This window comes from Pseudomonas sp. NPDC087626, assembly GCF_044743405.1.
Taxonomy (GTDB): domain Bacteria; phylum Pseudomonadota; class Gammaproteobacteria; order Pseudomonadales; family Pseudomonadaceae; genus Aquipseudomonas.
In genome coordinates this window covers 214,390-237,171 of record NZ_JBIUWJ010000001.1, presented here as the reverse complement: position 1 = coordinate 237,171, position 22,782 = coordinate 214,390, and the positions used below count along the sequence as shown (strand labels likewise).

The 22,782-nt window shown below is 61.1% G+C and carries 20 protein-coding genes; 13 read left to right on the top strand and 7 right to left on the bottom strand.

Translation table 11 applies throughout. The annotated features are described in order from the left end of the window. Positions 1 to 2 precede the first annotated feature (2 nt). From dgcA to ACIOVD_RS01095, 3 genes are all read right to left on the bottom strand, one after another. Positions 3 to 2,063: a dimethylglycine demethylation protein DgcA gene (gene dgcA / locus ACIOVD_RS01105; protein WP_095164363.1), complete on the bottom strand. Its 2,061-nt coding sequence runs from the start codon at positions 2,061 to 2,063 to the stop codon at positions 3 to 5. Positions 2,064 to 2,078: 15 nt separating this feature from the next. Continuing rightward, on the bottom strand, positions 2,079 to 2,609 hold the full coding sequence (locus ACIOVD_RS01100) for a DUF5943 domain-containing protein (protein WP_008033249.1): 531 nt from the start codon (positions 2,607 to 2,609) through the stop codon (positions 2,079 to 2,081). A 213-nt stretch (positions 2,610 to 2,822) separates the two neighbouring features. Next, positions 2,823 to 3,800, bottom strand: coding sequence for a dipeptidase (locus ACIOVD_RS01095; protein ID WP_159998315.1), 978 nt, complete (start codon positions 3,798 to 3,800; stop codon positions 2,823 to 2,825). A 234-nt stretch (positions 3,801 to 4,034) separates the two neighbouring features. On the opposite strand from ACIOVD_RS01095, the gene ACIOVD_RS01090 reads away from it, so the two are divergent. After that, positions 4,035 to 4,433, top strand: coding sequence for a lysozyme inhibitor LprI family protein (locus ACIOVD_RS01090; protein WP_320333169.1), 399 nt, complete (start codon positions 4,035 to 4,037; stop codon positions 4,431 to 4,433). A gap of 42 nt (positions 4,434 to 4,475) precedes the next feature. Further along, positions 4,476 to 4,892: a DUF3010 family protein gene (locus tag ACIOVD_RS01085; RefSeq protein ID WP_095164369.1), complete on the top strand. Its 417-nt coding sequence runs from the start codon at positions 4,476 to 4,478 to the stop codon at positions 4,890 to 4,892. Positions 4,893 to 4,913: 21 nt separating this feature from the next. Here the strand turns inward: ACIOVD_RS01085 and ACIOVD_RS01080 are convergent, their stop codons facing one another. Next, entirely contained in the window at positions 4,914 to 5,858 is a 945-nt protein-coding gene (locus ACIOVD_RS01080) for a GlxA family transcriptional regulator (protein WP_095164371.1), read from the bottom strand. A 194-nt stretch (positions 5,859 to 6,052) separates the two neighbouring features. Between ACIOVD_RS01080 and choX the strand changes: the two genes are divergently transcribed. The 6 genes from choX to ACIOVD_RS01050 all read left to right on the top strand — a co-directional run bounded on the left by choX (position 6,053) and on the right by ACIOVD_RS01050 (position 11,491). Next, a complete protein-coding gene (choX, locus tag ACIOVD_RS01075; RefSeq protein ID WP_095164372.1) occupies positions 6,053 to 6,997 on the top strand; it encodes a choline ABC transporter substrate-binding protein in 945 nt (314 codons plus the stop codon). 88 nt (positions 6,998 to 7,085) lie between these two features. Continuing rightward, positions 7,086 to 7,973, top strand: coding sequence for a 3-keto-5-aminohexanoate cleavage protein (locus tag ACIOVD_RS01070; protein WP_159998321.1), 888 nt, complete (start codon positions 7,086 to 7,088; stop codon positions 7,971 to 7,973). Between the two features lie 142 nt (positions 7,974 to 8,115). Next, positions 8,116 to 9,081 carry an L-carnitine dehydrogenase gene (locus ACIOVD_RS01065; protein WP_095164376.1) on the top strand — a complete coding sequence of 322 codons (966 nt, stop codon included), beginning with the start codon at positions 8,116 to 8,118 and terminating at the stop codon, positions 9,079 to 9,081. Positions 9,082 to 9,219: 138 nt separating this feature from the next. Continuing rightward, a complete protein-coding gene (locus ACIOVD_RS01060; protein WP_401125591.1) occupies positions 9,220 to 9,696 on the top strand; it encodes a thioesterase family protein in 477 nt (158 codons plus the stop codon). Between the two features lie 21 nt (positions 9,697 to 9,717). Continuing rightward, positions 9,718 to 10,881: a gamma-butyrobetaine dioxygenase gene (locus ACIOVD_RS01055; RefSeq protein WP_401125590.1), complete on the top strand. Its 1,164-nt coding sequence runs from the start codon at positions 9,718 to 9,720 to the stop codon at positions 10,879 to 10,881. A 346-nt stretch (positions 10,882 to 11,227) separates the two neighbouring features. After that, entirely contained in the window at positions 11,228 to 11,491 is a 264-nt protein-coding gene (locus tag ACIOVD_RS01050) for a hypothetical protein (RefSeq protein ID WP_159998327.1), read from the top strand. Between the two features lie 98 nt (positions 11,492 to 11,589). Here ACIOVD_RS01050 and ACIOVD_RS01045 read toward each other — a convergent pair whose 3' ends face one another. Beyond that, on the bottom strand, positions 11,590 to 12,693 hold the full coding sequence (locus ACIOVD_RS01045) for a GlxA family transcriptional regulator (protein WP_095164384.1): 1,104 nt from the start codon (positions 12,691 to 12,693) through the stop codon (positions 11,590 to 11,592). 491 nt (positions 12,694 to 13,184) lie between these two features. Continuing rightward, positions 13,185 to 14,561, bottom strand: a complete 1,377-nt coding sequence (locus ACIOVD_RS01040; protein WP_095164386.1) for an L-serine ammonia-lyase — start codon at positions 14,559 to 14,561, stop codon at positions 13,185 to 13,187. A gap of 435 nt (positions 14,562 to 14,996) precedes the next feature. On the opposite strand from ACIOVD_RS01040, the gene ACIOVD_RS01035 reads away from it, so the two are divergent. The 3 genes from ACIOVD_RS01035 to choV all read left to right on the top strand — a co-directional run bounded on the left by ACIOVD_RS01035 (position 14,997) and on the right by choV (position 18,033). Further along, positions 14,997 to 15,944, top strand: a complete 948-nt coding sequence (locus ACIOVD_RS01035) for a choline ABC transporter substrate-binding protein (RefSeq protein ID WP_095164388.1) — start codon at positions 14,997 to 14,999, stop codon at positions 15,942 to 15,944. Positions 15,945 to 16,009: 65 nt separating this feature from the next. Continuing rightward, complete coding sequence (choW, locus tag ACIOVD_RS01030) at positions 16,010 to 16,858, top strand: choline ABC transporter permease subunit (RefSeq protein ID WP_095164390.1); 849 nt, start codon at positions 16,010 to 16,012, stop codon at positions 16,856 to 16,858. Beyond that, entirely contained in the window at positions 16,855 to 18,033 is a 1,179-nt protein-coding gene (gene choV / locus ACIOVD_RS01025) for a choline ABC transporter ATP-binding protein (RefSeq protein ID WP_095164392.1), read from the top strand. Before choW ends, choV begins: the two co-directional genes overlap by 4 nt. A gap of 201 nt (positions 18,034 to 18,234) precedes the next feature. Here choV and ACIOVD_RS01020 read toward each other — a convergent pair whose 3' ends face one another. Next, entirely contained in the window at positions 18,235 to 20,175 is a 1,941-nt protein-coding gene (locus ACIOVD_RS01020; RefSeq protein WP_237235030.1) for a BCCT family transporter, read from the bottom strand. A 378-nt stretch (positions 20,176 to 20,553) separates the two neighbouring features. Between ACIOVD_RS01020 and betI the strand changes: the two genes are divergently transcribed. Continuing rightward, positions 20,554 to 21,147, top strand: coding sequence for a transcriptional regulator BetI (gene betI, locus ACIOVD_RS01015; protein WP_095164396.1), 594 nt, complete (start codon positions 20,554 to 20,556; stop codon positions 21,145 to 21,147). A 110-nt stretch (positions 21,148 to 21,257) separates the two neighbouring features. After that, a complete protein-coding gene (gene betB, locus ACIOVD_RS01010) occupies positions 21,258 to 22,730 on the top strand; it encodes a betaine-aldehyde dehydrogenase (RefSeq protein WP_095164398.1) in 1,473 nt (490 codons plus the stop codon). The last annotated feature ends 52 nt before the right edge of the window (positions 22,731 to 22,782 follow it).

The following is a 22,782-nucleotide window of genomic DNA, read 5'->3' as shown; positions in this document are numbered from 1 at the left end:
TATCAGAAATCCTTGCACAGCCGCAGGGCGTCATAGATCGCAGCATGCGTGTTGCGCTGGGCCACGCAGTCGCCAATGCGGAACAGCAGGTAGCCGTCGCCTGGTTGGCTCAACGAAGGCTGGGGCTTGATCGCGAACAGGGCTTCAACGTCCATCTGGCCCTTGTTGCGCGAACCTTCCTTCAGCGCGTAATAGATTTCTTCATCCGGGCGCACGCCGTTTTCCACCACCACCTGGTCGACCACCCGCTCCTCCTTGGCGCCGGTGTATTCGTTCTCCAGCACGGCAATCAGCTTGTCGCCTTCGCGGTAGACCTTTTCCAGCATCATGTCGCCGGTCATGATCACTTCCTTGGGGTACATGCTGCGGTAGTAAGTCGGGAACGACGTACCGCCGACGGCCACGCCGGGCTTGATGTCGTCGGTGACGATCTCGACCTGGCAACCTTTGTCGGCCAGGAAGTCGGCCACCGACATCCCGGTGAACTCACAGATGGTGTCGTAGACCAGCACGTTCTTGCCGGGCGCCACCTTGCCGTCGAGTACGTCCCAGCTGCTGACCACCAGGCCTTCTGCAGCGCCCCAGTGTTCGTTCTGCTCCAGGAACGGATGCCCGCCCACTGCCAGCACCACCACGTCCGGACGCAGGTCGAGAATGGTCGCGGCATCGGCAGCCACGCCCAGGCGCAGGTCGACTTTCAGGCGTGCCAGTTCCAGCTGGAACCAGCGGGTGATACCGGCGATCTGGTCCCGTTGCGGGGCTTTGGAGGCAGTGGTGATCTGCCCGCCGATGAATTCCTTCTTCTCGAACAGGGTCACGTCATGACCACGTTCCGCCGCTACGCGCGCAGCTTCCATCCCGGCTGGGCCGGCACCGACCACCACCACCTTGCGTTTCACGCCGGTGGATTTTTCGATGATGTGCGGCACGCCCATGTACTCGCGGGACGTCGCGGCGTTCTGGATGCACAACACGTCCAGGCCCTGGTACTGCCGGTCGATACAGTAGTTGGCGCCGACGCATTGCTTGATCTGGTCGATCTGGCCCATCTTGATCTTGGCGATCAGGTGCGGGTCGGCGATATGGGCGCGGGTCATGCCGACCATGTCGACGTAGCCGCCTTCCAGAATCCGCGTGGCCTGGTTCGGGTCCTTGATGTTCTGTGCGTGCAGCACCGGAACCTTGACCACTTCCTTGATCCCGGCTGCCAGGTGCAGGAACGGCTCCGGTGGATAACTCATGTTCGGAATGACGTTGGCCAGGGTGTTGTGGGTGTCGCACCCCGAGCCGACCACTCCGATGAAGTCGAGCATGCCGGTGTCGTCGTAGTACTTGGCGATCTGCTTCATGTCTTCGTGGGACAGACCGTCCGGATGGAACTCGTCGCCGCACAGGCGGATGCCGACACAGAAGTCGTCACCGACCTCGGCACGCACCGCCTTGAGCACTTCCAGGCCAAACTTCATGCGGCCTTCGAAGGTGCCGCCCCACTCGTCAGTACGCTTGTTGACCCGCGGGCTCCAGAACTGGTCGATCATGTGCTGGTGCACGGCCGACAGTTCGACGCCGTCCAGGCCACCGGCCTTGGCCCGACGCGCGGCCTGGGCATAGTTGCCGATGACCCGCCAGATTTCTTCCGGCTCGATGGTCTTGCAGGTGGCGCGGTGCACCGGTTCACGGATGCCCGATGGCGACATCAGGGTCGGCCAGTTAAAACCGTCCCAACGCGAGCGGCGGCCCATGTGGGTAATCTGGATCATGATCTTGGCGCCATGCTTGTGCATGGCGTCGGCCAGGTTCTGGAAGTGCGGAATGATGCGGTCGGTGGACAGGTTGACCGAGCTCCACCATTCCTGCGGGCTGTCGATGGCCACCACCGAGGAACCGCCGCAAATCGCCAGGCCGATCCCGCCCTTGGCTTTCTCTTCGTAATACTTGACGTACCGATCGGTGGTCATGCCGCCGTCAGTGGCATACACCTCGGCGTGTGCGGTACTGAGCACACGGTTGCGGATGGTCAGTTTGCCGATCTGGATCGGCTGGAACATTGCTTCGAAAGCCATGGCAGGATCCTCGACTTACAACGGCTTGACGGTGAACAAGCCGTCGTCGTGGCCTTCTTCCGAGCCACCGTATACCTGTTCGGCGACGGTGCGGATCTTGCTGCCGCGCGCCTGCAGGATCTGGTCCATGGCGCCGGCGAACCAGCCGGTGAACATGTAGTCGACCTTGCGTCCAACCTTGCCGTACACATAGACAAACGCCGAATGTTCGAGCTTGACGCTGGCGGTGCCTTTGTCGAGGTCGATGTCCTGGATCTTGAACAGGCCCCAGCCGCGCTGCGACAGGCGCTTCATGTAGTGCTCGAACACCGCGACGCCTTCCAGGCCGTGGCACTCAGCTTCCTTCTCGCACCAGTGCCAGGCGGACTTGTAGCCGGCCTTGTAGAGGATCTCGGCATAGGCATCGGCGCCCAGCACTTCCTCGATGCCCATGTGGTTGTTGACGAAGAAGTGACGCGGTACATACAGCATCGGCAGGGCGTCGGAAGTCCAGACACCGGTCTCGCTGTCGACTTCGATTGGCAATTGCGGGGCGATCTTGGCCATGGAAACTAAACTCCAGAAAATTCGTGGTCAGTGCTTAGCAAAGCTTTTGCTTTGCTCTTATAAACAAGCTGTGTGAATGACTTTGGAGCCGTAGCGAGCACGTCGAGAGCAAGGAAGGACCGGAGCGACAAGCGAGACAGTACGGGACGTACGGCGAGCTTGGCGCGAGGACCTGACGCAGCTATCGGCGAGCGGAGTAGGCTCCAGAGTTATTCACTCGCCCCAGACGTCTTTGAGAACGTTGACCCAGTTCTCGCCCATGATCTTGCGCACCACGCGCTCAGGATGGCCGCGCTTGAGCAGGGTTTCGGTAAGGTTCGGGAACTCGCCCACGGTGCGGATACCCAGCGGATTGATGATCTTGCCGAAGCTGGTCAGGCGGCGGGCGTAGCCCTTGTCGTGGGTCAGGTATTCGAAGAAATCCTGGCCATGGCCCTGGGTGAAGTCGGTACCGATACCGATGGCGTCTTCGCCGACGATATTCATGGTGTATTCGATGGCTTCGGCGTAGTCCTCGATGGTCGAATCGATGCCCTTGGCCAGGAACGGCGCGAACATGGTCACGCCGACAAAACCGCCGTGGTCGGCAATGAACTTGAGCTCTTCATCGGACTTGTTGCGCGGATGCTCCTTGAGGCCCGACGGCAGGCAGTGGGAGTAGCAGACCGGCTTTTTCGATTCGAGGATGACTTCTTCCGAGGTCTTGGAGCCAACGTGGGAGAGGTCGCACATCACGCCGACGCGGTTCATCTCGGCGACGATTTCCCGGCCGAAACCCGACAGGCCGCCGTCACGCTCGTAGCAGCCGGTGCCGACCAGATTCTGGGTGTTGTAGCACATCTGCACGATGCCAACGCCAAGCTGCTTGAACACCTCGACATAGCCGATCTGGTCTTCGAAGGCATGGGCATTCTGGAAGCCGAAGAGGATCCCGGTCTTGCCCAGCTCCTTGGCCTTGCGGATGTCGGCGGTGGTGCGCACCGGCATCACCAGGTCAGCGTTCTCGCGGATCAGTTTCTGGCTGGCGGCGATGTTGTTGATGGTCGCCTGGAACCCTTCCCACACCGACACGGTGCAGTTGGCCGCAGTCAGGCCACCCTTGCGCATGTCTTCAAACAGCTCACGGTTCCACTTGGCAATGATCAGCCCGTCGATAACGATGCTGTCGGCGTGCAGTTCGGCTGGGCTCATCAGGCTGTCCCCTTATTGGTGATTCATGCGCCGAATCGTCTGCCGGCGCTTTGGGTCAGCATATGCCTCGGTGCCTGGGCAGCCGGGTGCAAAAACGACAGGGGGTTTGCCGAAAGCGTCAATCCACGACAAAGGGTTACATAGCCGTCGGTTTGCCCGTCTGTTCTTTACCCCGCGCTTGGGCCAGAATCCGCCGCATCACTGGATGCTTCACGGAATTGGGACGACAGCTCAATGAAATCGATCTTCTTCGCATTGGCACTGATCGCGACCGGGGTACAGGCAGCTGAAGACGCTGACAACAACCCTTGCGATGCGGTCGAAAACGACGTCCAGACCCTGGAATGCTCGGCGTACAACAAGACCACCGCCGAACAACTGCTCAAGGACAACTACCAGGGTTTGCTGGAGCGGTTCAGGGCCGAATACGCGAACAACAAGAGCCAACTGGCAGACATCACCAGCAAACTGCAGGTCGCCGAACAGCTCTGGGTCAAATCCAGGGACGCCGATTGCACAATCGCGCCATTCCCTGCCGCCGTGGGCAGCAAGGCCTACCTCATCGACCAGAACGACTGCCTGGCGAACAAGAGTGACGAGCGCTCGGAGTTCCTCGAATCACTGGCGCAGTGACTAAGCCACACCCCTCAACGACTATTGAAAAAGGCGACCTTCATGAAACTCTGCGGCATCGAAATCAAAGGCAGCGAAGCGATCATCGCCCTCGCCTCCCTCGACGGCCAGGCGCTCAGCCACGTCGCCCTTGCCACCAAGAAAATCGCCCTGGACGATGACGACGACGCCGCCAACGTCAAACTGTTCGCCGCACAAGTCGCTTCGTTCGTCCGCGAGAACTCGATCGACCGCATCGCGATCAAGAAGCGCAGCAAGAAAGGCGAATTCGCCGGCGGCCCGACCACCTTCAAGATCGAAGGCATATTCCAGCTGCTCGACAGCTGCGAAGTGACCCTGCTGTCACCCCAGACCATCAATGCGCAATCCAAGAAACACGACTTCGCCCTGCCGGCCACCCTCAACAAATATCAGCATGAGGCCTACAAGACGGCATGTTCGGCGTTGTTGAAGAAGTAAAGCCCCGCACTGCCCCCTCGATCATGCCTTGGCGGTACGTCGATCCTCGCGCGGGCACCGCGCAAAGCGTGTCCGATAACTGCGGGTAAAGTACGACGGCGATTCAAAGCCGCAGGCGATGCTCACCTCCAACACGCTCATGTCAGTCTGGCGCAGCAGTTGCCGGGCTTTTTCCAGGCGCAGGCCCAGGTAGAAATTGCTCGGCGTATCGTTGAGATGCAGGCGGAACAGGCGCTCCAGCTGACGGCGGGTGACTTTGATCGATTCCGCCAGCTCCAGGGTGCTCAGGGGCGGCTCGCTGTGCTGCTCCATTTCGCCAATCACCTGCACCAGCTTCTTGTTGCTGATGCCGTAGCGCGTGGCGATCTGCATGCGCTGGTGGTCCTTGCGCGGGCGAATGCGCCCCAGCACGAACTGCTCGCTGACCTCGATCGCCAGCTCTGGACCGTGGGCCTGGGCGATCAAGTCCAGCATCAAATCGATGGACGCGGTGCCGCCGGCCGAGGTGATGCGGCGACGGTCGATTTCGAACAGTTCCTGGGTCACGCTCAGCTGTGGATAAGTCTCCTTGAACGCCTCGATGGCTTCCCAGTGCAGGGTCACCCGATGGCCGTCCAGCAGACCCGCTTGGGCCAGGACAACACTGCCGGTATCGATCCCGCCGAGGGTGACGCCCTCGTGATCGAGACGGTGCAACCAGTGCTCCAGTGCCGGGTCGACGAACTTCAGCGGTTCGAAGCCGGCGACCACCAATAACGTCGCGCCTCTCTTCAATGGCTCCAGCGCCGCGTCGGCGTTGAGTGACATGCCGTTGCTGGCCAACACCGGCCCACCGTCGACGCTGAGCACGTGCCAGCGATACAACTCGCCGCGAAAACGATTGGCGACCCGCAGCGGCTCGATCGCCGAGATAAATCCAATCGCCGAGAAACCCGGCATCAACAAGAAGTAGAAATCCTGGGACATGGGGCGCACTCGGTTGACGGGTAGCGTGGGGACGTTGATACGCCACTTGCCACAGGCATTCAAGAGCACAGGTCGCTGCAGTGCAAGAGCTGGTCGCCGTGGTGCGCTTTCATCGGCCTTGAGCTGCGTAACTTGGCATCACCGGCGCACAAAGACGACCGGACCCACAATAACGAACTGCCGAGGAACCTGAGATGAAACGACTGATCAGCAGCTGTGTTCTTGCACTCAGTGGTAGCGCATTGCTGAGCGCCAGCGCCATGGCCGCCGACCCCGCTGCATGCCAGAACGTGCGCATGGGCGTGGTCAACTGGACCGACGTGATCGCTACCAGCGCCATGACCCAGGTCCTGCTCGACGGCCTCGGCTACAAGACCAAACAGACCAGCGCCTCGCAACAGATCATCTTCGCCGGCATCCGCGACCAGCGCCTGGATCTGTTCCTCGGCTACTGGAACCCACTGATGACCCAGACCATCACCCCGTTCGTCGAGGCCAAGCAGGTCACAGTCCTGGCTGAGCCCAGCCTCAAGGACGCCCGCGCGACCCTGGCGGTGCCGACTTACCTGGCCGACAAGGGCCTGAAAAGCTTCGCCGACATCGCCAGGTTCGAAAAAGAGCTGGGTGGCAAGATTTATGGCATCGAGCCCGGTTCGGGTGCCAACACCCAGATCAAGGCGATGATTGCCAAGAACCAGTTCGGCCTGGGCAAATTCCAACTGGTCGAGTCCAGCGAGGCCGGCATGCTCGCGGCGGTGGATCGTGCCGTACGGCGCAAGGAAGCCGTGGTGTTCTTCGGCTGGGCGCCGCACCCGATGAACGTCAACGTTCAGATGACTTACCTGACCGGCAGCCAGGACGCCCTGGGTCCGAACGAAGGCTCGGCCACCGTCTGGACCGTGACCGCCCCCAATTACGCCAGCCAGTGCCCGAACGTCAGCCGCTTGCTCAGCAACCTGACGTTCACCGCCGCAGATGAGAGCCGAATGATGCAACCGTTACTCGACCACAAGGACGCGTTCGAGTCGGCCAGACAGTGGCTCAAGGATCACCCGCAAGACCAGCAACGCTGGCTGGAAGGCGTGACCACTTTCGACGGCAAGCCGGCGGCCGAAAACCTGCAACTGACCAGCAAGTAAACCCCGACTCAATCACCGTTTCGCAGCCGAGCGTGGCTGCGAACGGGCTCCCTATGCCCCACAAAACCGGCCTGAAGGAAACTGCCCCATGAACCACGACGTCATCATCACCTGCGCACTGACCGGTGCTGGCGACACGACCGCCAAGAGCCCCCACGTGCCGGTCACTCCGAAACAGATTGCCGCCGCCGCGGTGGAAGCCGCCAAGGCTGGGGCCACGGTGGTCCACTGCCATGTGCGCGACCCGCAGACCGGCAAGTTCAGCCGTGACGTGGCGCTGTACCGCGAGTTGATGGAGCGCATTCGCGAAGCGGATGTCGACATCATCGTCAACCTCACCGCCGGCATGGGTGGCGACCTGGAAATCGGCGCCGGCGAGAACCCCATGGAATTCGGCCCCAATACCGACCTGGTCGGTCCGCTGACCCGCCTGGCTCACGTCGAAGCCCTGCTGCCGGAAATCTGCACCCTGGATTGCGGCACCCTCAACTTCGGTGACGGCGACACCATCTACGTCTCCACGCCGGCGCAACTGCGGGCCGGGGCTAAACGGATCCAGGAGCTGGGGGTCAAGGCCGAGCTGGAAATCTTCGACACCGGCCACCTGTGGTTCGCCAAACAGCTGATCAAGGAAGGCTTGCTTGACGATCCGCTGTTCCAGCTGTGCCTGGGCATTCCGTGGGGTGCGCCGGCCGACACCACCACCATGAAAGCCATGGTCGACAACCTGCCGGCCAATGCCGTGTGGGCCGGCTTTGGCATCGGTCGCATGCAGATGCCGATGGCCGCCCAGGCGGTGCTGCTGGGCGGCAACGTGCGGGTCGGGCTGGAGGACAACATCTGGCTGGACAAAGGCGTGCTAGCGACCAACGGCCAACTGGTCGAGCGCGCCGGCGAAATCCTCAGCCGCCTCGGCGCCCGCGTCCTGACCCCGGCCGAAGGGCGCAAGAAAATGGGCCTGGTCCAGCGCGGCTAAACCCAACCTACTTCTAACACCTGTGGGAGCGGGCTTGCCCGCGAAGAGGCCGGAGCATCCAAAACCTCTTCAGTGGTGATCCATCGCTTTCGCGGGCAAGCCCGCTCCCACAGGGATCGCCGGTAACTTTCAGGAAATCGCCATGAGCTTTATCACCGAAATCAAAACCTTCGCCGCGTTAGGCAGTGGTGTCATCGGCAGCGGCTGGGTGTCCCGCGCCCTCGCCCATGGTCTGGATGTAGTGGCCTGGGACCCAGCGCCCGGGGCCGAGGCGGCGCTGCGCAAGCGTGTCGCCAACGCTTGGGGCGCCCTGGAAAAACAAGGCCTGGCACCCGGTGCCTCACAGGATCGGCTGCGTTTTGTCGACACCATCGAGGCCTGCGTGAAGGACGCCGACTTCATCCAGGAAAGCGCCCCGGAACGCCTTGAACTGAAACTTGAACTGCACAGCAAGATCAGCGCCGCGGCCAAGCCCGATGCACTGATCGGTTCCAGCACCTCGGGCCTGTTGCCCAGCGAGTTCTACGAGGGCTCGACCCACCCGGAACGCTGCGTGGTCGGCCACCCGTTCAACCCGGTGTACCTGTTGCCGCTGGTGGAAGTGGTCGGCGGCAAGCACACCGCGCCCGAGGCGGTACAGGCGGCCATGCAGGTCTATGAGTCCCTGGGCATGCGCCCCTTGCACGTGCGCAAGGAAGTGCCGGGATTCATCGCCGACCGCTTGCTCGAGGCCTTGTGGCGCGAGGCGTTGCACCTGGTCAACGATGGCGTGGCCACCACCGGCGAGATCGACGACGCGATCCGCTTTGGTGCAGGCCTGCGCTGGTCGTTCATGGGTACTTTCCTGACTTATACCCTGGCCGGGGGCGATGCCGGGATGCGCCACTTCATGGCGCAGTTCGGTCCGGCCCTGCAACTGCCGTGGACCTACCTGCCCGCACCGCAGTTGACCGAAAAACTGATAGATGATGTGGTGGACGGCACCCGCGAACAGCTGGGCAACCACAGCATTGCGGCGCTGGAGCGCTATCGTGATGACTGCCTGTTGGCCGTACTGGACGCGGTGAAAAATACCAAGCAAAAGCACGGGATGAGCTTCAGCGACTAATGTATCGGCTGTTCTGGCGCTTTCGCGGGCAAGCCCGCTCCCACAGGTTTTCACTGCCCATGTGGGAGCGGGTCGGGCGGCGTTCCGCTTGCCCGCGAAAGCGCCAGTCCCGTCACCACCCCTATCGGAACCTGAAGCATGCCCACCCTCACCACCTACCAAACCACCATCATCCCTGACTGGGTCGACTACAACGGCCATCTGCGCGATGCCTTTTACCTGCTGATCTTCAGCTATGCCACCGACGCGCTGATGGACCAGTTGGGCATGGACAGCAACAACCGCGAGGCCACCGGTAACTCGCTGTTCACCCTCGAACTGCACCTCAATTACCTGCACGAAGTGAAGCTCGGCAGCGACGTCGAAGTGCGCACGCAGATCATCGGCCACGACCGCAAGCGCCTGCACCTCTATCACAGCTTGCACCGGGTGGGAGAGGCGCAGGAACTGGCGGGTAACGAGCAGATGCTGCTCCACGTCGACCTTGCCGGCCCGCGTTCGGCGCCATTCAGCGAGCAGGTGACGAACAAGCTGCTGGCCATGACCGCGCTGCAATCAGACCTGCCCACTCCCGCCTATATCGGCCGGGTGATCGCCCTGCCGCCAGAAAAATAATCACAATAAAAAGGAGCGCCCATGAACACCGCCGCCCCCATTGCCGACTTTCGCCGTTACCCAATGATCAGCGCGTTGACCGCCGTGCAAACCCTGGCGGATCGCGTTTCAGTGCAGTGGGCTGATGGCCGGACGAGCCCCTTCCACCATCCCTGGCTACGGGATAATTGCCCCTGCGCCGAATGCGTCTACAGCGTGACCCGCGAGCAGGTACTGGAGATCGTCGACGTCCCTGAAAACCTGCTCCCCCGCAGCACCCGGGTGGACAGCGATGGCTGCCTGCACATCGACTGGCAGGACGGCCATGTCAGCCGCTTCGACCCCGGCTGGTTGCGCGCCCACGCCTATGACGATGCTTCCCGCGCCGAGCGCCTCGCCGCAAAACCGCAAAGCCAACTGTGGGACAGCCAGTTGCAGCTGCCGGTGTTCGAGTACCAGGCGCTGATGGAAGACTCCCAGGCCCTGCTGCAATGGCTGCTGGCACTGCGCGATATCGGCCTGAGCCAGGTGCGTGGCCTACCCACCGAGCCGGGCTCACTGACATCGATCGCCAAGCGGATTTCATTCATTCGCGAGAGCAATTTTGGCGTGCTGTTCAACGTGCAATCGCGCGCCGACGCCGACAGCAACGCCTACACCGCCTTCAACCTGCCGCTGCATAGCGACCTGCCGACACGGGAGTTGCAACCGGGGCTGCAATTTCTGCACTGCCTGGTCAACGAAGCGCAGGGGGGCGAGAGTATTTTTGTCGATGGTTTTGCCATCGCCCACGCTTTGCGCCAGGAGGACCCCGAGGCTTTTCGTGCGCTGTGTGAAATCCCGGTGGAGTTTCGCAACAAGGACCGCCACAGCGACTACCGCTGCCAGGCACCGATCATTGCCCTCGATGCATTCGGACAAGTGGCGGAGATCCGCATGGCGAATTTCCTGCGCGGTCCGTTCGATGCTTCGGTCGAACAGATGCCCGACCTCTATCGGGCCTATCGGCGCTTTATCGCCATGACCCGCGAGCCCCGCTTCCGTCTGATCCAGCGCCTGCAGCCCGGCGAACTCTGGTGCTTCGACAACCGCCGGACCCTGCACGCCCGCAACGCCTTCGACCCCACCAGCGGGGCCCGGCACTTCCAGGGTTGTTATGTGGACCGCGATGAATTGTTGTCACGGATTCTGGTGTTGCAGCGCTAGCATTTATCGCGAGCAAGCTCGTTTTGCAGGCCCTTGTGGGGAGCGAGCTTGCTCGCGATGAGGCCAGCCCAAAGACTTCATACCCCCGGATTCACCGGCAAAAAAAGCCCCGATCCAGCCGTGACTGGATCGGGGCCCAAGGTACTGTTGAGGAGCCGATGCGCGAGGGTGACCAAACCTTCGTGTAGCGAGCTGGGATCAGTGTGCCCAGTCCCGGACAGGGTGAGTTAGCCGAAAACGACCTGTTCATAGGTATTGCGGCCATCACGACAATTCGCCCTTGCCCACACCCCAAGCCCCCACCAGAATCGAATCACGACACCGTTCCCTGAAGAAGGATTGCGTCATGATGCACGCCGATTTGATAGACCAGGAAGACCTGCTGGGCCAACTGAAGTCATTGGGGTTTCAAGTACCGAGCGGCTCCACCGCCGAGCAGGCGTGCGAGTGTGCGGTGCGCGGCTTGAACGATGAGCGGGCCAATACCCTGCGGACCATGATCAAGCAGATGTACACCAGCAGCGCAACCATCCTGCCGGCCGTGCGCCAGGCCATCGACAAGCAGCTGTTGCCGGCATTGACGGCGTATCAGCAAAGCCGCAGCGCCTGATAAAACGCCTTCGCGGGCAAGCCCGCTCCCACACTGGATCTGTTTCGTTCACAAATCAATGTGGGAGCGGGCTTGCCCGCGAATAAAGGCGACTCGGTTTAAAGCCTTACGCTAGCAAACGTCGACTCATTACGCGCCTGGCTCAACGCCGACATCGGCCCGGACAACGGCGCCAGCACCAGTGCCTGCGGAATCGGCATCATCGCCACTTGCTGGGAGTTGTTGGAGCCAACACGTTCGTCACGCGGTGGAATGCCGAAGTATTCGCGGTAGCACTTGGAGAAGTGCGGCGTGGAGACAAAACCGCAGACCGAAGCCACCTCGATGATCGACATCGGCGTTTGCTTGAGCAACTGCCGGGCGCGGATCAGGCGCAGCTTGAGGTAATAGCGTGACGGTGAGCAGTGCAGGTATTTCTGGAACAGCCGCTCCAGTTGCCGACGCGACACAGCGACGTAGACCGCCAGTTCATCAAGGTCGATCGGCTCTTCCAGGTTGGCTTCCATCAGCGCGACGATTTCCTGCAGTTTCGGCTGGTTGGTGCCCAACATGTGCTTGAGTGGCACGCGCTGGTGATCCTGTTCGTTACGAATGCGCTCGTAGACAAACATTTCCGAAATCGCCGCCGACAATTCGCGGCCGTGATCGCGGCTGATCAGGTGCAGCATCATGTCCAGCGGCGCGGTGCCGCCAGAGCTGGTGAAGCGGTTGCGGTCGAGGGTGAACAAGCGGGTGCTCATGGCCACGCGCGGGAAGGCTTCCTGCATCGCAGCCAGGCATTCCCAGTGCACGCTGCAATCAAAGCCGTCCAGCAACCCTGCGCAGGCCAGCGCCCAGCTGCCGGTGCACACGGCGCCGAGACGGCGCGATTGACGGGCCTGGCTTTGCAGCCATGACACGTGTTCGCGGGTCACCGTACGCTGGATGCCGATACCGCCACAGACGATGATGGTGTCCAGTGGCGGCGCTTTGTGCATGGAGGCGTCGGGGGTGATCTGCAGGCCATCACTGGCCCAGACCTGGCCGCCGTCGACGGTGAGGGTCGTCCAGCGATACAGCTCGCGACCGGACAACTGGTTGGCCATGCGCAGGGGTTCGACTGCGGAGGCCAGAGAAATCAGCGTGAAATTGTCCAGCAGCAAAAAGCCGATGGATTGAGGCGCACGGTTCTGGGGTTGAGCCCCGGAGTTGAACGACGTCATCGCGGTATCTCCTCACACAAAGCGGGTGATGGCCTCAGGCGGAGGCTCTTGTTATGGCCATCGTTCTCGCGCGGGAGACGGGCTTTGTAATGACAGAGCAATTGCCATGCCTAAAGTTGAATGGCTATTCAATAACTCCTGAAAACGACGTCGCCGTGTGTCTATATATGTCTATAGAGCCCACTGGGCGAGTAAGGATTATCGGGCTGGCAAGTGCCCTGTCCCGCAGGCTGTGAGCAAATCGGTAGCACTTGTGGGAACAGGGCTACAGGCATCGGTGAAGAGTGTCACCGCAGGCACGGCTGACAGACGGTCCGGGCCGGATTGGATCCCTTGGCGGAAGTCGTGGGCTTATCTGAGAGCGACGCGCCAAAAGGTGGCGCGTCGCGGTGTGGGTGTTCATTTAGTGCGCAGTTTTGACTGGTCTGGCGTTGTCGCGAGCAAGCTTGGCTGCTACAGGTTCGTGGGGCCGCGATCAAGGCGACTCGGTATCAGCACTCCACCGCGCTCACCGCCAAGCCACCGCGCGAAGTCTCTTTGTATTTGTCATGCATGTCGGCTCCGGTGTCACGCATGGTGCGGATCACCCGATCCAGGGAAATGAAGTGCTGGCCATCGCCGCGCAAGGCCATCTGCGCCGCGTTGATCGCCTTCACCGCGGCAATTGCGTTGCGCTCGATGCAGGGCACTTGGACCAGGCCGCCGACCGGGTCGCACGTCAGCCCCAGGTTATGTTCCAGGCCGATTTCCGCCGCGTTGCACAATTGTTCCGGCGTGGCCCCGAGAATCTCCGCCAGCCCGGCCGCGGCCATGGCGCAGGCAGAACCGACCTCGCCCTGGCAGCCGACCTCGGCGCCGGAAATCGACGCGTTCTTCTTGCACAGGATGCCCACGGCCGCGGCACCGAGAAAGTAATCGACCACATTGGCGTCGGTCACTGCCTCGCTGAACTTCATGAAGTAATGCAGCACTGCCGGGATGATCCCCGCCGCGCCGTTGGTCGGCGCCGTGACCATGCGCCCACCGGCAGCATTTTCTTCGTTGACCGCCAGGGCAAACAGGTTAACCCACTCCATGGCGCTCAAGGTCGAGCCGATCACATTGGGCTTGCCCAGCTCTTGCAGGCTGCGATGCAACTTGGCGGCGCGCCGGCGCACGTTCAGGCCACCCGGCAGGATGCCTTCGTGCTTGAGGCCCTGCTCGACGCAATCCTGCATGGCGCGCCAGAGCTTCATCAGGCCGCTGCGGATTTCTTCTTCCGAACGCCAGACTTTCTCGTTCGCCATCATCAATTCGGCGACCCGCAGGTTGTGTTTCTGACACAGCGCAAGCAACTCCACCGCGCTGGAAAAGTCGTAGGGCAGCACGGTGCGATCCAGGTCCACCACGCCACTCGACGCCTGGGCCTCATCCACCACAAAACCGCCACCGACCGAATAGTAGGTATCGCGGTGCAGCTCGCCCGCCTCACCTTCGGCCACCAGCGACATGGCGTTGGGATGGAATGGCAGGTTTTCGTCGATCAGGCGCATATCCCGCGACCAGACGAAGGGCACCGGCAAGCGCCCATCGAGCAGCAAGGTCTGGGTTTCACGCAGGATCTCGATACGGATGCCGATTAACGACGGATCGATCGCATCCGGCCATTCCCCCATCAAGCCCATGATCACCGCATTGTCGCTGCCATGGCCGATACCCGTGGCCGACAACGAACCATACAACTGCACCTCAATGCGTCGTACCTGCTCCAGCAGGCACTTTTCCCGCAGCGACTCGACGAACAACGCGGCTGCGCGCATGGGGCCGACGGTGTGTGAGCTGGAGGGGCCGATGCCGATTTTGAACAGGTCGAAAACACTGATAGCCATGACGTACGGGACTCCTCGATGAGCGGATTCCAGGCGTCAAAGCGCCTGGCGACGGAGCTGCTACGCTCAAGCAGCAATCCGTTGACTGGCCGCATCATCAGGCTTTTGCGAGGTCGTTCGACGTCTCACACCGACGTAACCATGCCCACTAACGCCGCTGGCCGCAGACGACACATTACGGCGTATTTTTTGCGGTGCAGAGCGCTGAAAAGGTCCGAATAAAGCTGTAAACGACCTCGCTGACACTGGATGCGACCCTCCCTGTACTGGATACGACGCACCCTGTAGGCGTCAGATTTTCACTGGTACATGATCGGTTACGACTCGATTGCGAGGCACCGGGGCAGAGCAGTCGCCAGGCGCCACCAACCGCAACACTTATAAGTGCGGTGTCCGGTCGGAACACCGCCAAAAAAAACACCAAGGAGTCCACCTATGAAAGGTTCCCCGTCGTTGTTGTTGGCCGCCATGCTGAGTCTGCCGGTGCTGGCTCAAGCCGCAGAACCGGCTCAATGCAGCACCGTAAACTTCTCCGATGTTGGCTGGACCGACATCACCGTGACGACCGCCACCACCAGCGTCATCCTCGACGCCCTGGGCTACAAGACCAAGACCACCATGATCTCCGTGCCCGTGACCTACAAGTCGCTGGCCGACGGCAAGAACATGGACATCTTCCTCGGCAACTGGATGCCGACCATGGAAAACGACATCAAGCCGTACCGCGAGGCCGGCACCGTGGAGACCGTGCGCGCCAACCTGGAAAACGCCAAGTACACCCTCGCGGTGCCAGAGGCACTGTACGAAAAAGGTCTGAAGGATTTCGCCGACATCGCCAAGTTCAAGAAGGAACTGGACGGCAAGATCTACGGGATCGAGCCGGGTAACGACGGCAACCGCATGATCCAGAGCATGATCGACAAGAACGCCTTCGGTCTCAAGGACGCTGGTTTCAAGGTCGTCGAATCCAGCGAAGCCGGCATGCTGTCCCAGGTTGAGCGCGCCTCGCGCCGCAACACCGACGTGGTGTTCCTGGGCTGGGAACCGCACCCGATGAACACCCGATTCAAGATGAAGTACCTGACCGGCGGGGACGAGTTCTTTGGTCCCAACTATGGCCAGGCCACCATCTACACCAACACTCGCAAGGGCTACAGCCAGGAGTGCAGCAACGTTGGCCAGTTGCTGAAGAACCTGTCGTTCACCCTGAACATGGAAAGTACCCTCATGGGTAACGTTCTGGACGACAAGATCAAACCGGACGCGGCTGCCAAAGCGTGGCTGAAGAACAACCCACAGGTCCTCGATACCTGGCTCGCTGGCGTCACCACCATTGACGGTAAACCAGGGCTGGAAGCCGTGAAAGCCAAGCTCGGGCAGTAATCGCGACGCCGGGCGAGCGTGCTCGCCCGGGCTGTTTTTTTCCTTGCATGCGGACGTTCACTACCATGCTGATTGATCAGAAAATCCCTTTAGGCCAGTACATCGCTGCCTTCGTTGAATGGTTGACGCAAAACGGCGCCAATACCTTCGATGCGATTGCCACGACACTGGAAACGATGATCCACGGCGTGACGTTTGCGCTAACCTGGTTCAACCCGCTGGCATTGATCGGCCTGATCGCCTTGCTGGCGCACTTCATTCAACGCAAATGGGGCCTGACCGGCTTCGTCATCCTGTCGTTCCTGCTGATCCTCAACCTGGGTTACTGGCAGGAAACCATGGAAACCCTGGCCCAGGTGTTGTTCGCCACCCTGGTCTGCGTGCTCATAGGCGTGCCGTTGGGCATCGTCGCTGCGCATAAACCGATGTTCTACACCATGATGCGTCCGGTACTCGATCTGATGCAGACCGTACCGACGTTCGTGTACCTCATTCCTACCCTGACCCTGTTCGGTCTGGGCGTTGTCCCGGGGCTGATCTCCACGGTGGTGTTCGCGATTGCCGCGCCCATCCGCCTGACCTACCTGGGCATTCGTGATGTGCCACAAGAACTGATGGACGCCGGCAAGGCCTTCGGCTGCTCGCGCCGGCAGTTGCTCTCGCGAATAGAACTGCCCTATGCGATGCCGAGCATCGCGGCCGGTATCACCCAGTGCATCATGCTGTCGTTGTCGATGGTGGTGATTGCCGCGCTGGTGGGTGCCGATGGCCTGGGCAAACCCGTGGTCAACGCACTGAACACCGCCGATATCGCCCTGGGCTTTGAAGCCGGGCTGGCGATCGTCCTGCTGGCAATCATGCTCGACCGTATCTGCAAACAACCCGATGCCAAAGTAGTAGGGGGTGACGCATGAGCATAATCCGCTTCGATAACGTCGACGTTATCTTCGCCAAGGATCCACGCGAGGCCCTCAAGCTGCTGGACCAGGGCATGACCCGCAATGAAATCCTGAAAAAGACCGGCCAGATCGTTGGCGTGGAAAAGGCCAGCCTGGACGTCGAGAAAGGTGAAATCTGCGTGCTGATGGGCCTCTCCGGCTCCGGCAAATCGAGCCTGCTGCGTTGTATCAATGGCCTGAACACGGTGAGCCGCGGCAAGCTGTTCGTCGAGCACGAAGGCCGGCAGATCGATATCGCCTCGTGCACCCCGGCAGAGCTGAAAATGATGCGCACCAAGCGCATCGCCATGGTGTTCCAGAAGTTCGCCCTGATGCCCTGGCTGACCGTGCGCGAGAACATCAGCTTTGGCCTGGAAATGCAGGGTCGTCCCGAAAAGGAACGGCGCAAGCTGGTAGACGAGAAACTGGAACTGGTGGGCCTGACGCAATGGCGCAACAAGAAACCCGATGAACTGTCCGGCGGCATGCAGCAACGTGTCGGCCTGGCTCGCGCCCTGGCGATGGACGCCGACATCCTGCTGATGGACGAACCCTTCTCGGCCCTCGACCCACTGATCCGCCAGGGGCTGCAGGACGAACTGCTGGAACTGCAACGCAAGCTGAGCAAGACCATCGTGTTCGTCAGCCACGACCTCGATGAGGCGCTGAAACTGGGCAGCCGCATCGCAATCATGAAAGACGGCCGGATCATCCAGTACAGCAAGCCCGAAGAGATTGTGCTGAACCCGGCCGACGACTATGTGCGCACCTTCGTCGCCCACACCAACCCGCTCAACGTGCTCTGCGGTCGCAGCCTGATGCGCACCCTGGACAACTGCAAACGCATCAACGGTTCGGTGTGCCTGGACCCGGGCGGCGATTCGTGGCTGGACCTGGCCGAAGGCAACACCATCAAGGGCGCCCGTCAGAACGGTGCAAGCCTGGACCTGCAGAATTGGGTTCCGGGGCAAGCGGTAGAAGGCCTGGGCCGACGGCCGACCCTGGTGGACTCCAGCATCGGCATGCGTGACGCGCTGCAGATTCGTTACCAGACCGGCAACAAGCTGGTGCTGCACGACAATAACCATGTGGTGGGGATTCTCGGCGACAGCGAGCTGTACCACGCGCTGCTTGGCAAGAACCTGGGATAGACCAGACAGCAGACACAAAAACGCCGCGAGAGGATCGCGGCGTTTTTGTTTATAGGGAAATCTGGGTATGCAGGTTGACGCTAGTGGCGCCATCGCGGGCAAGCCCGCTCCCACAAGGACGGTGTTCATCCTGTGGGAGCGGGCTTGCCCGCGATGAATACGGCGCAGTGCTTAAAATGAAACACCGCGCCTTATCGAAACTCAGCTATAGACACGGCCAAGGAGCTGCCGATGGCTTTCAAACTGATCGAGCACGTCACGGGTGATCTGATCCTGGGTGAAGCCCATCAAGTCGTACTCCTGGCTGCCGTTGTGCAGGTACACCTCGGCGCGGTAGTAACGGGTGCGGGTTTCGTCCGGGCTCGGCGATTCGCTTGGCGCCGCCAGGTAACCGTCCAGGCTGACTTCGTAGACAAACGGGTTGCCCTCTTCCATCTCGATCCGCAGGCCCATGCAGCGCTTGGCTTTGCCCAGCAGCGTTTGCACGTCCAGCCCTTGCGTGCGCAACTGCACCGCCGCGTCTTCCAGCGCCGGGCTCACGTGTTTGTCCATGAAACGTTGCACGATCGCCTGGGTCGGTTGCAGTTCCAGTGCCGTCAGCCGCTCGCTGAAACCACGACGACCACGCGCCGCCAGCTCGGCCTGTTCCTGTTCGATCTGCACGTCCTGGCGCATGGCCTTGTGCAAGCCGAACATGAAGCACACCAGCACCACCGAGAACGGCAGCCCGGCCAGCACCACCATGGTTTGCATGGCTTCGAAGTTACCGGCGAACAACAGGCCGATGGTCACCAGGGTGATCACGACCGACCAGAAGATCCGCAGCCAGTGCGGCGCATCTTCATCGACGTTGCCGCCCTTGCAGGACAGGTTCGCCATCATCACCGCGCCGGAGTCGGCCGGGGTCAGGAACAGCACGAAGCCGACAAAGATCGACACCCCGATCACCACTTTCGATGCCGGGTAATGCTCGAGCAGCTGATAGATCGCCATCGACGGCTGCTCGAGTGCCGTCTTGCCCAGCTCCACCGCCCCCTGGTTCATCACCAGGTCCAGGGCCGAGTTGCCGAAGATCGACAGCCACGCCAAGGTGAAACCCAGCGGAATCAGGAGCACACCGGCGACCAGTTCACGCACGGTCCGGCCACGGGAAATACGCGCGATGAACATGCCGACGAAAGGTGCCCAGGAAATCCACCAGGCCCAGTAGAACAGGGTCCACAGGCCCAGCCAGCGCTCGGACTTGGCGGTGTCGGCTTCGTACACATACAGGTCGAACGTCTTCAGCACCACGCCGTTGAGGTAGTCACCGACGTTCTGCACAAAACCATTGAGCAGGTGCAGGGTCGGGCCGAACAACAGCACAAAGATCAGCAGTCCACTGAACAGCACGATGTTCAGGTTGGACAGGCGACGAATGCCGTTTTCCACACCCGACACGGCCGCGATGGTCGCCACGGTGCTCATCACGATGATCACGATCAGCAGGTTGGTATTGCTGTGCTCCATGCCGAACAGGTTCTCCAGCCCCGACGACACCTGCAGCGAGCCAATCCCCAGGTTGGTCACCAGGCCCAGCAGGGTCACGAACATGCCGAAGCCGTCCACCGCATGCCCGGCCGCACCCTTGACCCAGCGCTCGCCGACCAGCGGATAGAGCGCAGAACGCAGCGCCAGCGGCTGGTTGTGACGGTAGGCAAAGTACGCCACGGCCAGGCCGACCAGGGCGTAGATCGCCCAGCCGTGCAGGCCCCAGTGCAGGAACGTCAACTGGACTGCCTGGCGCGCGGCCAACTGGCTGCCCGCCACGCCTTCCGGCGGGTTGAAGTAGTGATCCAGAGGCTCGGATGCGCCGAAGTACAACAGCGAGATGCCGATACCGGACGAGAACAGCATCCCGGCCCAGGCGCCATAGCTGAAGTCCGGGGTATCGTCCTTGCTGCCCAGCTTGAGCTTGCCGTAGGAGGAAAACGCCAGGCCGACCACAAACACCAGGTAGGCGGCGATCACCACCATGTAGTACCAGCCAAAGCTGCGCGACAACCAGGCCTGGGCAATCCCCAGCATTCTCCCGGCTTCTTGCGGCGCGGCAATGAGAATGGCGGTCAACAGCAGGATCAACGCGGTAGAGGTGTAGAACACCCAACCGTTGACCGTCACCTTCTCGGGTGGGGTCTTTATCAGAGAGGCAGAACTCATTGCACAGATGCTCCAGGCAGTGCGGGAGAAGGACACAAGGCAAAGCAGCACCCGACTAATCGGTTAGTGGGCAGCCGACCGACGGGTGATATAAAGACACCCCGAAAAAAGCCCGAAGCCCGCAAGCGCCAGAGCGCGTGGGTTTCGAGCATTTTTGGATGCCGTTTTTCCGCCAACCGTACGTAGGAAAAACCTGTAGGTAGCGACGATTTGTCGCAGATCTTATTCTTTGTTGATTGAACGTTCAATCAAAACAAAATAGACTGGCCTTCAATCCGACAGACGTTTTGCGCCTGTCGGAAGGCCTAAGGAGATGTGCAGATGCCCAAGGTCGGTATGCAACCCATCCGCCGCCAGCAATTGATCGAAGCCACCTTGCTGGCCGTAGATCAGGTCGGTATGGGGGACGCCAGCATTGCGCTGATCGCCCGTTTGGCTGGTGTCTCGAATGGCATCATCAGTCACTACTTCAAGGACAAGAACGGCCTGATCGCCGCCACGGCGCAGTACCTGATGAGCGTCCTCAGCGAGAACGTCACTGCGCGCCGTCAGGCGCTGGAGGACAACAGCCCGCGGGCACACCTGCAGGTGATTATCGAAGGCAACTTCGACGCCAGCCAGGTCAATGGCCCGGCAATGAAAACCTGGCTGGCCTTCTGGGCCACCAGCATGCACCACCCGTCTTTGCACAGGTTGCAGCGGATCAACGATCACCGCTTGTATTCCAACCTGTGCTGCCAGTTCCGCCGAGTGTTGCCGCTTGAACAAGCGCGCAGTGCAGCCCGCGGCCTGGCAGCCCTGATTGACGGCCTGTGGTTGCGCGGCGCGCTGTCGGGAGATGCTTTCGACACCACGCAAGCGCACCAGATTGCGTACGAATACATGGATTTCCAACTGGCCAAGCAGGCGTGCTAGAGCACACATAAAACGCTCAGCCCCTGAACTGTCGCGGATCGGTGATGCCACATCAATAAGGCAGCACCGTTGCGACCAACGCCAACCACTTATGCACTTGCGAGGACTTTATGGCCCGTTTCGAACTGCAAAAACTCTACATCGACGGCGGCTACACCGACGCTGGCAGCGACGCCACCTTCGAAGCCATCAACCCGGCTAACGGTGAAGTTCTCGCCAACGTGCAACGTGCCACTTTCGACGACGTTGAACGCGCCGTTGTCAGCGCCGAAAAAGGCCAGAAGATCTGGGCCGCGATGACCGCCATGGAGCGTTCGCGCATCCTGCGCCGCGCCGTCGACATCCTGCGTGAGCGCAATGACGAACTGGCCGCCCTGGAAACCCTGGACACTGGCAAGTCGTACTCCGAAACCCGCTACGTCGACATCGTCACCGGTGCTGACGTGCTGGAATACTACGCCGGCCTGGTGCCCGCCATCGAAGGCGAGCAGATCCCGCTGCGCACCACTTCGTTCGTCTACACCCGTCGCGAGCCGCTGGGCGTCGTGGCCGGCATCGGCGCGTGGAACTACCCGATCCAGATCGCCCTGTGGAAATCCGCCCCGGCCCTGGCGGCGGGCAACGCGATGATCTTCAAGCCGAGTGAAGTGACGTCCCTGACCACCCTGAAACTGGCCGAGATCTACACCGAAGCCGGCGTTCCAGATGGCGTGTTCAACGTCCTGACCGGCAGCGGCCGTGAAGTCGGCACCTGGCTGACCGAGCACCCGCGCATCGAGAAGATCTCCTTCACTGGCGGCACCGACACCGGCAAGAAAGTCATGGCCAGCGCCTCGAGCTCCTCGCTCAAGGACGTGACCATGGAACTGGGCGGCAAGTCCCCGCTGATCATCTTCGACGACGCCGACCTCGATCGCGCCGCCGACACCGCCATGATGGCCAACTTCTACAGCTCCGGTCAGGTCTGCACCAACGGCACCCGCGTATTCGTGCCGAGCCACCTGAAAGCCGCTTTTGAAGCCAAGATCGCCGAGCGTGTTGCGCGCATCCGTGTGGGCGACCCGCAAGACGAGAACACCAACTTCGGCCCGCTGGTCAGCTTCGCCCACATGGAAAGCGTGCTGGGCTACATCGCCAAGGGCAAGGAAGAAGGCGCCCGCGTACTGTGCGGCGGCAACCGCCTGACCGAAGGCGAATTCGCCAAGGGCGCGTTTGTGGCACCGACCGTGTTCACTGACTGCACCGACGAGATGACCATCGTGCGTGAAGAAATCTTCGGCCCGGTGATGAGCATCCTCACTTACGAAACCGAAGAAGAAGTGATCCGTCGTGCCAACGACACCGACTTCGGCCTGGCCGCCGGTATCGTCACCAAGGACCTGAACCGCGCCCACCGCGTGATTCATCAGCTCGAAGCCGGTATCTGCTGGATCAACGCCTGGGGCGAATCCGACGCCAAGATGCCGGTCGGTGGCTACAAGCAGTCGGGCGTGGGCCGTGAGAACGGCATCAGCTCGCTGAACAACTTCACACGCATCAAATCGGTACAGGTCGAACTGGGCGATTACGCCTCGGTGTTCTGATCAGCTACAAGCGGCAAGCTTCAAGCTGCAAGTAAAAGCAGTTTGTGTTTGC